Raw genomic sequence first — 13,977 nt, 5'->3', positions numbered from 1 at the left:
GCACAAAAATAAATGATATTTGCATGAACGTAAGTACTAATTGCACAAACGGCAGAATGATATTCATAAACAGGCAGGAAGCGTTTAAATTCCGATGAGCTGCCTTAGGTGTTTGACTTTTTCCCTTCCGACAGGAAGGATATTTTGTTCAAAGCCCTGCATCTTGACTGCCATGCTGTTGCTGGCCCAGGGAAACATTTCCGCAATGTAATTTAAATTGACCAGAAAGCTTTTGTGGATGCGGCAGAAGCCGTAAGGGGCCAGCCGCTTTTCGTATTCTCCCAAAAGCTGGTTTTCCGTGTAATCCTTAGAGACGGTATGTATGATGCAGCTCCTTAAGCAGGTCTCAATGTATACGATCTGGCTGATGTCCAGCAGGAAGATGGTCCGGTTCACGCAGATGGGCATCCGGTTGGAGGGAAAAGACGGGAGCCTGTTATCTGCCTGGGATTTTTCTGTGTGCAGCCTGGTTAAATCCCTGCTGCATTTTTCAAGGACCCGGCGCACTCTTTCCGGATCAAAGGGCTTAAGGATATAATTATTTACACCCAGCTCAAATGCTTTCACCGCATATTGGGAATAGGCCGTAGCAAAAACGATCTGGGCATCCGGAAGCATGCGCTTTACAGCCGCAGCCAGCGTAGTTCCTTCCATATCATTTAAGTTTATGTCCAGAAACAGCAGGTCAAAGGAATGATTTTCGAGAAGCTCAAGGGCGGCAGCTCCGCTGTCAGCCTCTTTGATCCGGCTGTCCGGGAAAATGGACAAAATCTGATGAATCAGTTCTTTTCGGGCAGGACGCTCGTCATCGATCACTGCAATTTTCATAATAACCTCTCCATTAAACTATTTTTTGATGAGCAGTTGCGGCAAGCTCCTCTCCATACCTGGATTCTGAGACTGCCGCAGGTATCAGGAAAAAGACTCTGGAGCCATTTACAGAGCTTTCGATATGAAGTCCGTTATCCTGTCCGTAGATGCTCTTTAACCGCTTATGTACGTTCTCCAGCCCTACACCTCCATAGCTCTCCCCTGCATACAGCTGCTTAGGGATATCCCGGGGAAATCCCATTCCATTGTCAGAAACCGCTATTTCGATCTTGTCGTCCATGGTATGGGCATGAATGGATACCAGCCGGTTTCCCTTATGATCGGCACCGTACCGGATGGCATTTTCCACCAGGGGCTGGAGAATGAAGGAGGGAACCATGCAGTTTATGCCATCCTCCACGTCGATCACTACACGGAGCTTTTCTTCAAACCTTGCTTTTTCAAGGTCCAGATAGCTGGAAATATGAGAAAGCTCTGTGTGAAGGTTCAGCATATACTGGTCGTTTTCTAAAGTCTGCCGGTAGTAAGAAGAAAGGGAGAGGAGAAGCTCTCTGGCTCTGTCCGGATTTTCCCGGCTGATGTAGGAGATGGTATTGAGCGAATTATATAAAAAATGCGGGTTTACCTGAGACTGCAAGGCCTTAAACTCCGCCTTGCGCCGCAGTTTTTTCTGGTATTCCAGATAAGAAAGCTCCAGCTGGGTGGAGAAAAGCCGGGCCAGCTCAGAAGCAAAATTTAAGTTTGACCGGGAATTGTGCCAGTGTTTTTTTACCACCATGGTCAGGCTGCCGATGGGATGGTCCGTCTCGACCATGGGAGCGGCCACGATCATATGGTTTTTTAATATGGGATAAAAAGGGTCGTCTTTTTCTGCATAATCGAATATGGTTGGTTTTAAATCCCGGAGGGATTCCAGAATAGGGACCAGAATGGAATCCCCCTTTAATGCGCATAAGCCTGCATCGGCTTTCATGGCGAGGATTTTCCTGGTATCAGTGATCAATACGGCGGCACAGGAAGTGGATTGATAAATGATTTCCGCAGCAGCCTCCATATCTGCAGTGCTGTATAAGCCCTTACGCAAATGGGGCAGGCTTTGCTCCACGATTCCCAGCGCCAGACGCATTTTCTCGGCGAACTGGCTGTCCTCTTCCATAAATACCATGTTAAAGGTACCTAAAAAGATGATCATGCCCAGTGCGTTCATGATGATCATGGGAAATGCGATCACCTCCACCAGCTGCATGGCTGCCTGAAACGGTCTGGAGATCAGAAGTATGATCCCCATTTGTCCCGTTTCTACAAGTGCGGTGATCAGAAAGATACCGGCACTGTTTATCTTNCCCCCAGCAGGCCCCTGCCAAAGCTCCGAAAATGGGCCCCAGACCTGCAATGTTCAAAAGCTGGATCAGAAAGATTCTGGGGGTTCCCATTGGTACATAATCACTTCCGTCTGTCATGGTCAGAGCGGGGGGCTTTCTGTCATCCGGACCGAAAACCTTTTCCGTAACCTTGCTGTAGGTCAAGAAGCCGATGATCAGCAGCGCCAGGCAAACAAAGAAACTTATCATATTCATACCTCCTGTAAAATATTATGAAAACCATTCTTACCTACCGATTATACTATAATATGCACAAAAATAAATGATATTTGCATGAACGTAAGTACTAATTGCACAAACGGCAGAATGATATTCATAAACAGGCAGGAAGCGTTTAAATTCCGATGAGCTGCCTTAGGTGTTTGACTTTTTCCCTTCCGACAGGAAGGATATTTTGTTCAAAGCCCTGCATCTTGACTGCCATGCTGTTGCTGGCCCAGGGAAACATTTCCGCAATGTAATTTAAATTGACCAGAAAGCTTTTGTGGATGCGGCAGAAGCCGTAAGGGGCCAGCCGCTTTTCGTATTCTCCCAAAAGCTGGTTTTCCGTGTAATCCTTAGAGACGGTATGTATGATGCAGCTCCTTAAGCAGGTCTCAATGTATACGATCTGGCTGATGTCCAGCAGGAAGATGGTCCGGTTCACGCAGATGGGCATCCGGTTGGAGGGAAAAGACGGGAGCCTGTTATCTGCCTGGGATTTTTCTGTGTGCAGCCTGGTTAAATCCCTGCTGCATTTTTCAAGGACCCGGCGCACTCTTTCCGGATCAAAGGGCTTAAGGATATAATTATTTACACCCAGCTCAAATGCTTTCACCGCATATTGGGAATAGGCCGTAGCAAAAACGATCTGGGCATCCGGAAGCATGCGCTTTACAGCCGCAGCCAGCGTAGTTCCTTCCATATCATTTAAGTTTATGTCCAGAAACAGCAGGTCAAAGGAATGATTTTCGAGAAGCTCAAGGGCGGCAGCTCCGCTGTCAGCCTCTTTGATCCGGCTGTCCGGGAAAATGGACAAAATCTGATGAATCAGTTCTTTTCGGGCAGGACGCTCGTCATCGATCACTGCAATTTTCATAATAACCTCTCCATTAAACTATTTTTTGATGAGCAGTTGCGGCAAGCTCCTCTCCATACCTGGATTCTGAGACTGCCGCAGGTATCAGGAAAAAGACTCTGGAGCCATTTACAGAGCTTTCGATATGAAGTCCGTTATCCTGTCCGTAGATGCTCTTTAACCGCTTATGTACGTTCTCCAGCCCTACACCTCCATAGCTCTCCCCTGCATACAGCTGCTTAGGGATATCCCGGGGAAATCCCATTCCATTGTCAGAAACCGCTATTTCGATCTTGTCGTCCATGGTATGGGCATGAATGGATACCAGCCGGTTTCCCTTATGATCGGCACCGTACCGGATGGCATTTTCCACCAGGGGCTGGAGAATGAAGGAGGGAACCATGCAGTTTATGCCATCCTCCACGTCGATCACTACACGGAGCTTTTCTTCAAACCTTGCTTTTTCAAGGTCCAGATAGCTGGAAATATGAGAAAGCTCTGTGTGAAGGTTCAGCATATACTGGTCGTTTTCTAAAGTCTGCCGGTAGTAAGAAGAAAGGGAGAGGAGAAGCTCTCTGGCTCTGTCCGGATTTTCCCGGCTGATGTAGGAGATGGTATTGAGCGAATTATATAAAAAATGCGGGTTTACCTGAGACTGCAAGGCCTTAAACTCCGCCTTGCGCCGCAGTTTTTTCTGGTATTCCAGATAAGAAAGCTCCAGCTGGGTGGAGAAAAGCCGGGCCAGCTCAGAAGCAAAATTTAAGTTTGACCGGGAATTGTGCCAGTGTTTTTTTACCACCATGGTCAGGCTGCCGATGGGATGGTCCGTCTCGACCATGGGAGCGGCCACGATCATATGGTTTTTTAATATGGGATAAAAAGGGTCGTCTTTTTCTGCATAATCGAATATGGTTGGTTTTAAATCCCGGAGGGATTCCAGAATAGGGACCAGAATGGAATCCCCCTTTAATGCGCATAAGCCTGCATCGGCTTTCATGGCGAGGATTTTCCTGGTATCAGTGATCAATACGGCGGCACAGGAAGTGGATTGATAAATGATTTCCGCAGCAGCCTCCATATCTGCAGTGCTGTATAAGCCCTTACGCAAATGGGGCAGGCTTTGCTCCACGATTCCCAGCGCCAGACGCATTTTCTCGGCGAACTGGCTGTCCTCTTCCATAAATACCATGTTAAAGGTACCTAAAAAGATGATCATGCCCAGTGCGTTCATGATGATCATGGGAAATGCGATCACCTCCACCAGCTGCATGGCTGCCTGAAACGGTCTGGAGATCAGAAGTATGATCCCCATTTGTCCCGTTTCTACAAGTGCGGTGATCAGAAAGATACCGGCACTGTTTATCTTTCCCATTTTAAAACGGCGGGAAAATATGGAGCCTGCAAGGCCTTCCATGAGGGTAGACAAGGCACAGGAAACGGCAGTAAAGCCGCCGATATCAAAAAAGTAACGGTGAAGCCCTCCGATTAAGGCGGCTCCCATGCCGACATAAGGGCCGCCTAACAGTCCGGCTGCCAGTACGCCGATCACACGGGTATTGACGATGGCTCCCTGTGCGCGTACCCCTGTATAGGTAGAGATAATGCTGACGAGACCGAATATGGCTGCCAGAGCTGCGATACATCCGGGGGGATTTTTATCGTACAGAAGCATGCTGCGAACGATCGGTATTTTTGTCAGCAGAGTGGCGATGAGAACCAGAAGGCCGATATTTAACAGGAGACTGAAAAACATAGTATCAGGCATGGAACACCTCCTTGCACAAACACGGGTTAATAACTAAATTATATCAAATAATGGATAAAAATGAAGCTTTACTTTTAAATTCCTGCAAAGGCATGAATCTCAGCCTGAAATGAAAAAAACTTGTTCCTTCCTTCAAAACATGGTAAAATATTAACTTATGATTTTGACGTTTGATTGGAGGGAAGAAAATGAACAGTATGCAGAAGGTATGGATCTGCGGTGCCAATGGGAGAGTTGGCAGGAAAATGACGGAGCTGTTAAAACACTCACAGGTTGAGCTTCTGCTCACCGATGTGGATGATGTTGATATCACCAACCCCGAGGCGGTCACGGATTTTGCCCATATGAACCGGCCCCATTATATCGTAAACTGTGCGGGCCTTACCGATGTCAGCGCCTGTGAGGAAAGCAAGGAAAATGCATTTAAGGTCAATGCTCTGGGTGCCCGCAATCTAAGTGTGGCGGCCAGAATGGGAAAGGCAAGAATGATTCAGATGTCAACGGATGATGTATTTGACGGCAGCGGCAATGTCCCTTATACGGAATTTGACACGCCAAATCCTCAGACCATTTATGGAAAATCAAAACTGGCGGGAGAGAATTTTGTCAGGGAATTCTGCAGCCGGCATATCATTATCCGGAGCTCCTGGATATTTGGTGACGGAAGCGGCTATGTAAGCCGCATATTAAAACAGCTGGAGGAAGGGAAAACCATTTATGCGGCAGAGGACCAGACTGCGGTGCCGACCGGTGCTTCTGAGCTGGCGGCTAAAGTGATCGGCCTGATGGAATCTGCCCCTGATGGAATTTATCACGTGACGGGCCAGGGAAGCTGTACCCGGTATGAATTTGCAAAAGAAATCGTAAGGCTTTCCGGATATCAGACGGAAGTGGTTCCGGTTCCGGCAAGGGAGGATAAGCTGACTGCCATGCGTCCCTCTTATTCGGTTCTGGAGAACCTGATGCTTAAGATATCAGATATACAACTGCTGCCGGATTGGAGAGTGATGCTTGAACGCTATATGACCGGAAGCGGCAAATAAGAAAAAAGGAAGGAAGTATATAATATATGGATAATAAGAAAAAAATGGGACTGACCACAGCAATCTTTATCGGGCTTTTAGCCGGCGCTCTGACCGGAATCCTGCTTCACTACTTTGTCCCCGCGGGAAAGCTCCGGGATGAGGTGATAATCGGCGGAATCTTTTATGTGGTGGGAAACGGCTTCCTGCGGCTCATGCAGATGCTGGTGGTACCCCTGGTATTCTGCTCCCTGGTTTGCGGGAGCATGGCAATGGGAGATACGAAGAAACTGGGAAAAATCGGTATCAAGACGCTGGTTCTTTATCTGGCCACCACAGCTCTCGCAATTTCCATAGCGCTACTGGTAGCAAATCTCATCGATCCGGGAATTGGCCTGAATATGTCTTCCATTGAGACCAAAGAGGTGTCCATTGCAGAAAAGACAAGCCTTCCGGATACGTTGCTTAATATCATCCCCACCAATCCGCTTGGTGCTCTGGCAAGCGGGGACATGCTTCCCATCATTCTGTTTGCCCTGCTTGTGGGCGTGATCCTGGCAAAGCTGGGAGAGAGCGTGGAAACGGTCGGGAACTTTTTCAGCCAGTTTAACGATGTGATGATGCAGATGACAGTTATGGTCATGAAGCTGGCTCCTTATGGGGTGTTCTGCCTCATTGCCAAGACCTTTTCCGGTATCGGTTATGATGCCTTTCTTCCATTGTTAAAATATATGCTGTCTGTTCTGGCGGCCCTGGCGATTCAGTGCCTGGTTACTTATATGGCAATGTTAAAGGGTTTTACCGGCTTGAATCCGGTCCGGTTTTTAAAGAAATTTCTTCCGGTTATGGGATTTGCATTTTCTACAGCAACATCCAATGCCACCATTCCCATGTCCATTGATACCCTTCATAAAAAAATGGGAGTATCCAAGAGGATTTCTTCTTTTACGATTCCTCTGGGTGCCACCATCAATATGGATGGAACGGCCATCATGCAGGGAGTTGCCGTGGTATTCGCTGCTCAGGCTTTCGGAATGAATTTAACTCCTGCGGACTATATGACCGTTATTCTGACGGCAACCCTGGCTTCTGTCGGCACGGCCGGAGTGCCGGGGGTCGGCCTTATTACCCTGTCTATGGTATTCCATTCCGTCGGCCTGCCGGTGGAGGCCATCGCTTTGATCATGGGAATCGACCGGATTCTGGATATGAGCCGGACCGCGGTCAACATTACAGGCGATGCGGTCTGCACCACGATCGTTGCCTGCCAGGACAATGCAGTGGATAAAAACGTATTTCATGAGGCATAATAAAAGGCGGCATCATTCCTGAGAAAGGTCTGATGCTGCCTTTTTAAATATTACTGACGGTATTTGGAAACCTCTTCGTAATTTTCTCCCAGTTTTGCCTCATTGAATGGAACATTCGGCCCAAGGCGGAATACCGGTTTCAGCAGGATCGGAGTGATGATGGTAGTAATGACAACGACGATAACCACCGGTCCTAAGAAATTGGAACCCAGAAGGCCTAACTGCTGTCCCTTGCTTGCTACGATCAGGGCTACCTCGCCACGGGAGATCATGCCGACGCCGATGCGGATGCTCTGGTAATTTTTATATCCGCACAGTTTTGCACCCAGGCCGCAGCCGACCACCTTGGTCAGGATGGCAATCAGGGTCAGACAGACAGCGAACAGAACAATGGAAGCCGTCATGGAAGGCAGCTCCACTTTAAGGCCGATGCTCGCAAAGAAAACCGGGGATAAAAACAGGTAGGATAATGTATCGAATTTGGAAGTCAGGAATTGGGATTTCTGGGTATTGGATATGATGACCCCTGCTATGTAAGCACCGGTGATGTCTGCTATGCCAAAATATTTTTCCGCAATGTAGGACATTATAAGGCACAGAGCAAAGGCTGCGATCGCATGGCGCTGCAGCCCTCTTTCCGCCTGGTTGCTCCATTTGGAGAACAGCTTATAGATGAGGATGCCGCCTGCAACAGAAAAAACAAAGAATGCTGCTATTTTTAACAGAACAACGAAAAGGCTCACACCCGGATCTGCGACGCTTGTAATGATCGTCAGGGCAATGATTCCAAGAACATCATCGATGATGGCAGCGCCCAGAATGGCGTTACCGGAATGGGTCTTGAGCTTTCCGAGCTCTTTTAATGTTTCCACTGAAATGCTGACTGAGGTGGCTGTCAGAATGACTCCGATGAACATGTTCTGCAAAAAAAGGGAACCGTTAGCGTCTGATGGAATCAATTCCGGCCGGTTGAAAAACTGAGAAACGGCGAAACCTCCGATAAGCGGAACGATCACGCCGATGAGAGCGATGATAAACGCGGATTTTCCGCTCTTTCGTAATTCCTTTGTATCTGTCTCCAGGCCTGCACAGAACATCAGCACGATGACCCCGATTTCAGCTATCTTGTCGAGAAACTCCGTTTCATGCAGTGTGCCAAGCATGGCAGGGCCGAGGATGACTCCGGCTAACAGGGCACCCACTACCTGCGGCATGTGGAATTTCCTGGTAACAAGTCCGAGAACCTTGGTGCTGAGAAGAATGATTGCAAGGTTAAGTAAAAATTGGTAACTATTCATTTTTGTCCCTCCTCAATAAGCGCATATATATGGTTATAAATGGTAAACAGATTAATATTACGCCTATTTTTACCGACTGTCAATTCGGTCAAAAATTTGGACGTGCTTCATCTGGTTATTGCGCCGGAGAAATTGCTGTCTGCCAGGCCTTTTGCCGAAGTTTGAATACTGGAAGTTGTAGGATTTAAGACAATATAACGTCAATAGAATATGAATAAAATTTTATGTTATTTCATATCTTTAAAAAATATAAGTTTAATGGCAAAATTATATGAGAATAAGATGTTATTTGTATAAAATACTGTAATTACAGAAAATATAGCTATATATTTGTGTATTATGCTGTATTGAATTCCAAAGTTAAAAAAGATATCATTATAGCAACCTAAGTGGTCGACAGAACTTCAGGTAAGAACTTAATTACTGAAACTTAATTACTTTTTCATGTTCTATTCACGAAGAGGTGGAATAGCAGGATACGGTCCGTATCCGCTTTCCGCCTCTTCTTTCATGTGTAAGGAGGAATTGGTTATGAGACAGGTTGCTATCTATGGAAAAGGCGGTATCGGTAAATCGACAACCACACAGAACCTGACCGCAGGTCTGGCGGAAATGGGAAAACACATTATGATCGTGGGATGTGACCCGAAGGCAGATTCCACCAGACTTGTTCTCGGAGGTCTGGCACAGAAAACGGTTTTGGATACCCTCCGTGACGAGGGGGATGACATCGAGCTGGATGCCGTAATGAAGGAAGGCTATGGCGGAATCAAGGGAGTGGAATCAGGCGGACCGGAGCCCGGCGTCGGATGTGCGGGGCGCGGAATCATTACCTCCATTAACTTATTGGAGCAGCTTGGTGCCTACACCGATGATCTGGATTATGTATTTTATGACGTGCTCGGAGACGTTGTATGCGGTGGATTCGCAATGCCCATCCGGGAAGGCAAGGCGCAGGAGATTTATATCGTATGTTCCGGCGAAATGATGGCCCTCTATGCTGCCAACAACATTTCCAAAGGGATCGCAAAATATGCAAAGAGCGGCGGAGTACGGCTGGGGGGGTTGATCTGCAACTCCAGAAAGGTGGATAAGGAACAGGATCTGGTGGAAGCTGTGGCCGCTAAAATCGGAACCCAGATGATCCACTTTGTACCCCGTGATAATGCGGTGCAGAGAGCGGAAATCAGAAAGAGGACTGTCATTGACTTTTCTCCGGAAGAGCCCCAGGCGGATGAATACCGTACGTTAGCACAGAAGGTCGATTCCAATGAAATGTTTGTAATCCCAAATCCGATGAAGATTGATGAACTGGAAGAAATCCTGATGCAGTATGGCGTTATGGACTAACCGGACAGAGAGGAGAGGATGTTATGTTATTGGTGAGAGCAATTATCCGGCCGGAAAAGGCAGATTATGTGATGAAAGAGGCTGCGGAAGCAGGGTTTCAGGCCGTGACCAAAATGGATGTATATGGACGTGGAAAGCAAAAAGGAATCACCGTGGGAGATATCCACTATGATGAAATTCCGAAGGAAATGCTGTTGTTTTTCTGCAATGATGAGGATAAGGATGATCTGGTAAAAGTGATTTTAAGGACCGCGAGAACCGGCGACGGAAATTACGGCGACGGACGGATCTTTATTTCACCGGTGGAGGATGCCTATACCATCAGCACCGGAAAGCAGGGACTTTAGGCCAGGGCTTTTGCAGAGAAAGGAATGATAAAAATGAAAGAAGTAATGGCATTTATTCGCGTGAATAAGATCAATCCCACGAAGAAGGCCCTGGCGGAAGGAGGCTTTCCGGCATTTACATGCAGGCCTGTGCTTGGCAGAGGGAAAAAGAGCATCGATCCGGAGCTGTTATCCCTGGTCATGGAAACCGGCGAATTGCCGATGTCTCCAAAAGGAGAGCATTTGACGGAGGCATTCCGGTGGATCCCGAAGCGTTTCATTACGCTGATCGTAGAGGACGGCCAGGTATCAGACGTTGTTGACATTTTAATAAAAGCGAACCAGACAGGAAACCCGGGTGACGGAAAGATATTTGTGCTTCCGATCTATGAGGCCTATACCGTCAGAAGCGGTGAACACACAATGGATGCTTATTGACAGGAGGGGAAGGCTATGGCAAAGGAACGAGACCTGTTGCTGGATAAATATTCATCCAGAGTATTTAAAAATAGAAAAAGTCATATTACGCAGCTTGAATTTGGTGAGAAACCGGATGAGATTACGGCCAATACCCGTGCAATTCCGGGTATAGTAACCGCAAGGGGCTGCTGCTATGCAGGCTGCAAGGGCGTTGTCATCGGTCCCATGAAGGATTCTGTGGTCATTACCCATGGGCCCATCGGGTGCGCATTTTATTCCTGGGGCACAAGAAGAAACAAAGCGAGACCTTCCTATGAGGGAGAACCCAATTTTGTTCCTTATTCCTTCTGTACGGACATGAGGGCGGCAGATATTGTATTCGGCGGAGAGAAAAAGCTGGAAGCGGGCATTGATGAGATCATGAAGCTGTTTCAGCCGAAGTGTATCTTTATCTGTTCCACCTGCCCCATCGGCCTGATCGGCGATGATGTGCAGGCTGTTGCACGGAGGGTTCAGGAGAAATATGGAATTACGGCAATCGGATATTCCTGTGAGGGATATAAGGGAGTATCCCAGTCCGCCGGGCATCACATTGCAAACAACGGACTGATGCGCTATGTGATCGGAAAAGGCGGGGAAGCTCCCAAAGGAAAATACAGCGTTAATATCCTGGGCGAGTATAACATCGGCGGCGACGGCTGGGAACAGGAACGCATTTTAAAGAAGATCGGCTATGAAGTAGTTTCCGTATTTACCGGAGACGGATCCTATGAAACCGTGAAAAATTCCCATCTGGCAGACTTAAATCTGGTTATGTGCCACCGGTCCATCAATTACATAGCGGAAATGATGAAAACCAAATATGGCGTTGACTGGCTGAAGGTCAATTTTATCGGTGTAGGAGCAACCTGCAAGTCCCTTCGTATGATGGCAAAATACTTCAATGATCCGGAGTTAACCAGGCGCACCGAGGAAGTGATTGCAGAAGAGCTTGCAGAGATCAATGAGGATATGGAGTATTACAAATCCAAGCTGAAAGGAAAGACGGCAGGCATTTTCGTCGGCGGTTCCCGTTCCCATCATTATCAGATGCTGCTTCGGGATTTTGGCATGGAGACCACCATTGCAGGCTATGAATTTGCCCACCGGGATGATTACGAAGGCCGGGAGATCATACCTCAGATTAAGGCGGACGCGGATTCAAAGAACATCGAGGAAATTACGGTGGAACGGGAAAACGGGTATGCAGACCGCTATTCCGAAGAAGAAATGAAGAAATTACGGGCAGAAGGCGTGGAACTGGATACCTACGATGGCATGATAAAGGATATGAAGAAAGGCTATATGGTTGTGGATGACTATAACATGTTTGAAACAGACCAGCTCATTGATGAATATAAGCCCGATATATTCTTTTCCGGTATTAAGGATAAATATGCCATTCAGCATGGCGGAGTGGTATCCCGTCAGATGCATTCCTACGATTATTCCGGTCCCTATGCGGGATTCCGCGGGGCGGTAAACTTCGGAAGGGATGTTGCCATGAGTCTGTATACCAATGCCTGGGTGCTGGTAAAGCCGCCGTGGAAAACTGTGCCCATGCTTGAAGGAACGTTAGGAGGTGCCGGCTGATGCTTGATTTAACTCCAAAAGAAGTCATGGAAAAGCGTCGAATGACCATTAATCCATGTAAGACATGTGAACCGGTAGGAGCCATGTTCTGTGCTCTGGGGGCAGAAAAATGCATGCCTCATTCCCACGGCTCTCAGGGCTGCTGTTCCTATCACAGGACGGTTTTGAGCCGCCATTTCAAGGAACCGGCGCTTGCTTCCACCAGCTCCTTTACCGAGGGGGCTTCCGTATTCGGCGGGAGAAGCAACATTACAACAGCCGTTAAGAATGTGTTCGATCTGTATGATCCGGATATAATGGCGATCCATACCACCTGTCTTTCCGAGACGATCGGGGATGACGTTGGTTCCTATATTCTGGACATGGAAATTCCGGAGGGAAAAACCATTCTGTTTGCCAGCACTCCCTCTTATGAGGGCTCCCACATACAGGGATTCTCCAACATGATGATCGGATTCATGCGGTATATGACAAAGAAAAGCGGCAAGCCCAACGGGAAGGTAGCCATCTTCCCGGGCTGGGTCAATCCCGGAGACGACCGGGAATTAAAGCGGATCGCAGGTCTTATGGGAGCAGAGTTCATTTATTTTCCGGATCATGACGGAACCATGGATCACCCCATGGATGGAAAGAATGAATATTTCCACGATCATGCGGGAACGTCGGCTTCTGACATTGAGGCACTGGGGGACTGTGCCAAACTGATTTCCATGGGAACATACTGCAGCCTGGAGCCCTCAGAATATTTGAAAAAGGAATATAAGGTTCCGTTCTCCAACATACCGGTTCCGGTGGGCGTCAAGCTGACAGACCGGTACGTCATGGAATTGCAGAAATTCACCAAAAAGGAAGTTCCGAAGGAGCTGGAGGATGAAAGAGGAAGACTGGTCGATTTGATGTTAGACGCTCACCAGTATGTTTATAAGAAGAAAACTGCGGTTTACGGGGACCCGGATATTGTGTATGGTTTCACCGCCCTGTGCCTGGAGCTCGGAATGAGTCCCAAATATATCATCACAGGAACTCCGAAGGAGCGGTGGGAGAAGGAAATAAAAGCGTTGATGGATCAGTACGGTGTGGATGAAAGCGAATATGTGGTGAAAGCCGACACGGATCTGTTTTATTTACATCAGCTGATCAAGAATGAGCCCGTAGACGTTCTTCTTGGTTCCAGCTATGGAAAACAGATCGCAAAAGCAGAAGATATCCCCATTGTCCGAATGGGATTCCCGGTACTGGACCGGTACGGCAATCCGATCCAGGCTACGGTCGGGTATGCCGGTGCGATCCGGTACGTAGAAAAGATCGTCGATGCTATGATGGACCGGCAGGACAGGGATGCGGCGGACGAAGATTTTGATGTAGTCATGTAGAAGATCGGAAAATACTTAAGCCAGGGAGGGAGCAACCCCTCCCTATTGCTGTATTTTTGCATGGGCAGGAAAGAGGAAACACCCTGCGGGTATACCTTTACGCCCGATAAAGCGGGGCGGGCCCTGCCCAAAATACGTGGGCAGGAAAGAGGAAACACCCTGCGGGTATACCTTTATGCCCAAAATACGTGGGCAGGAAAGAGGAAGCACC

Annotated in this window: 12 protein-coding genes and 1 pseudogene; 7 read left to right on the top strand and 6 right to left on the bottom strand. The window is 47.8% G+C overall.

The window, feature by feature from the left end; genetic code table 11:
- Positions 1-84: 84 nt before the first annotated feature.
- From BQ9856_RS02185 to BQ9856_RS02165, 5 genes and pseudogenes are all read right to left on the bottom strand, one after another.
- On the bottom strand, positions 85-828 hold the full coding sequence (locus BQ9856_RS02185) for a LytR/AlgR family response regulator transcription factor (RefSeq protein ID WP_077609511.1): 744 nt from the start codon (positions 826-828) through the stop codon (positions 85-87).
- A gap of 13 nt (positions 829-841) precedes the next feature.
- A complete protein-coding gene (locus tag BQ9856_RS02180; protein ID WP_235839101.1) occupies positions 842-2,119 on the bottom strand; it encodes a histidine kinase in 1,278 nt (425 codons plus the stop codon).
- Positions 2,120-2,174: 55 nt separating this feature from the next.
- Positions 2,175-2,402: pseudogene (locus tag BQ9856_RS02175) on the bottom strand (carbon starvation CstA family protein); the annotation flags it as partial.
- A gap of 145 nt (positions 2,403-2,547) precedes the next feature.
- Complete coding sequence (locus BQ9856_RS02170) at positions 2,548-3,291, bottom strand: LytR/AlgR family response regulator transcription factor (RefSeq protein WP_077609511.1); 744 nt, start codon at positions 3,289-3,291, stop codon at positions 2,548-2,550.
- Positions 3,292-3,304: 13 nt separating this feature from the next.
- Positions 3,305-5,035 (bottom strand): LytS/YhcK type 5TM receptor domain-containing protein, encoded by a 1,731-nt coding sequence (locus tag BQ9856_RS02165; RefSeq protein ID WP_077609510.1) that lies wholly within the window; start codon positions 5,033-5,035, stop codon positions 3,305-3,307.
- Between the two features lie 188 nt (positions 5,036-5,223).
- On the opposite strand from BQ9856_RS02165, the gene rfbD reads away from it, so the two are divergent.
- Complete coding sequence (gene rfbD / locus BQ9856_RS02160) at positions 5,224-6,078, top strand: dTDP-4-dehydrorhamnose reductase (protein WP_442855460.1); 855 nt, start codon at positions 5,224-5,226, stop codon at positions 6,076-6,078.
- A 26-nt stretch (positions 6,079-6,104) separates the two neighbouring features.
- Positions 6,105-7,367 carry a dicarboxylate/amino acid:cation symporter gene (locus BQ9856_RS02155; RefSeq protein ID WP_077609509.1) on the top strand — a complete coding sequence of 421 codons (1,263 nt, stop codon included), beginning with the start codon at positions 6,105-6,107 and terminating at the stop codon, positions 7,365-7,367.
- 50 nt (positions 7,368-7,417) lie between these two features.
- On the opposite strand, the gene BQ9856_RS02150 is transcribed toward BQ9856_RS02155, so the two are convergent.
- Positions 7,418-8,665 carry a cation:proton antiporter gene (locus tag BQ9856_RS02150; protein ID WP_077609508.1) on the bottom strand — a complete coding sequence of 416 codons (1,248 nt, stop codon included), beginning with the start codon at positions 8,663-8,665 and terminating at the stop codon, positions 7,418-7,420.
- 531 nt (positions 8,666-9,196) lie between these two features.
- Between BQ9856_RS02150 and nifH the strand changes: the two genes are divergently transcribed.
- Genes nifH through BQ9856_RS02125 form a run of 5 tightly spaced genes read left to right on the top strand, consistent with a single transcriptional unit; the run spans position 9,197 to position 13,766 of the window.
- Positions 9,197-10,015 carry a nitrogenase iron protein gene (gene nifH / locus BQ9856_RS02145; protein ID WP_077609507.1) on the top strand — a complete coding sequence of 273 codons (819 nt, stop codon included), beginning with the start codon at positions 9,197-9,199 and terminating at the stop codon, positions 10,013-10,015.
- A 23-nt stretch (positions 10,016-10,038) separates the two neighbouring features.
- On the top strand, positions 10,039-10,362 hold the full coding sequence (locus BQ9856_RS02140) for a P-II family nitrogen regulator (RefSeq protein WP_077609506.1): 324 nt from the start codon (positions 10,039-10,041) through the stop codon (positions 10,360-10,362).
- Between the two features lie 33 nt (positions 10,363-10,395).
- Positions 10,396-10,779: a P-II family nitrogen regulator gene (locus tag BQ9856_RS02135; RefSeq protein ID WP_077609505.1), complete on the top strand. Its 384-nt coding sequence runs from the start codon at positions 10,396-10,398 to the stop codon at positions 10,777-10,779.
- A 15-nt stretch (positions 10,780-10,794) separates the two neighbouring features.
- Complete coding sequence (locus BQ9856_RS02130) at positions 10,795-12,393, top strand: nitrogenase component I subunit alpha (protein WP_077609504.1); 1,599 nt, start codon at positions 10,795-10,797, stop codon at positions 12,391-12,393.
- A complete protein-coding gene (locus BQ9856_RS02125) occupies positions 12,393-13,766 on the top strand; it encodes a nitrogenase component 1 (protein WP_077609503.1) in 1,374 nt (457 codons plus the stop codon). The genes BQ9856_RS02130 and BQ9856_RS02125 overlap by 1 nt, the downstream gene beginning before the upstream one ends.
- Positions 13,767-13,977 lie beyond the last annotated feature (211 nt).

This window comes from Clostridium sp. Marseille-P2415 (genome assembly GCF_900155545.1).
Lineage (GTDB): Bacteria > Bacillota > Clostridia > Lachnospirales > Lachnospiraceae > Lacrimispora.
The sequence above is the reverse complement of the archived record's forward strand: the minus strand, read 5'-3'. Positions and strand labels throughout refer to the sequence as shown.

Excerpts from the sequence above, each read along its gene's own strand:
- BQ9856_RS02180 (WP_235839101.1), bottom strand. The coding sequence starts at position 2,119 with ATGGGGATCATACTTCTGATCTCCAGACCGTTTCAGGCAGCCATGCAG.
- BQ9856_RS02155 (WP_077609509.1), top strand. The coding sequence starts at position 6,105 with ATGGATAATAAGAAAAAAATGGGACTGACCACAGCAATCTTTATCGGG.
- BQ9856_RS02170 (WP_077609511.1), bottom strand. The coding sequence starts at position 3,291 with ATGAAAATTGCAGTGATCGATGACGAGCGTCCTGCCCGAAAAGAACTG.
- BQ9856_RS02140 (WP_077609506.1), top strand. The coding sequence starts at position 10,039 with ATGTTATTGGTGAGAGCAATTATCCGGCCGGAAAAGGCAGATTATGTG.
- BQ9856_RS02130 (WP_077609504.1), top strand. The coding sequence starts at position 10,795 with ATGGCAAAGGAACGAGACCTGTTGCTGGATAAATATTCATCCAGAGTA.
- BQ9856_RS02165 (WP_077609510.1), bottom strand. The coding sequence starts at position 5,035 with ATGCCTGATACTATGTTTTTCAGTCTCCTGTTAAATATCGGCCTTCTG.
- nifH (WP_077609507.1), top strand. The coding sequence starts at position 9,197 with ATGAGACAGGTTGCTATCTATGGAAAAGGCGGTATCGGTAAATCGACA.
- BQ9856_RS02135 (WP_077609505.1), top strand. The coding sequence starts at position 10,396 with ATGAAAGAAGTAATGGCATTTATTCGCGTGAATAAGATCAATCCCACG.
- rfbD (WP_442855460.1), top strand. The coding sequence starts at position 5,224 with ATGAACAGTATGCAGAAGGTATGGATCTGCGGTGCCAATGGGAGAGTT.
- BQ9856_RS02185 (WP_077609511.1), bottom strand. The coding sequence starts at position 828 with ATGAAAATTGCAGTGATCGATGACGAGCGTCCTGCCCGAAAAGAACTG.
- BQ9856_RS02150 (WP_077609508.1), bottom strand. The coding sequence starts at position 8,665 with ATGAATAGTTACCAATTTTTACTTAACCTTGCAATCATTCTTCTCAGC.
- BQ9856_RS02125 (WP_077609503.1), top strand. The coding sequence starts at position 12,393 with ATGCTTGATTTAACTCCAAAAGAAGTCATGGAAAAGCGTCGAATGACC.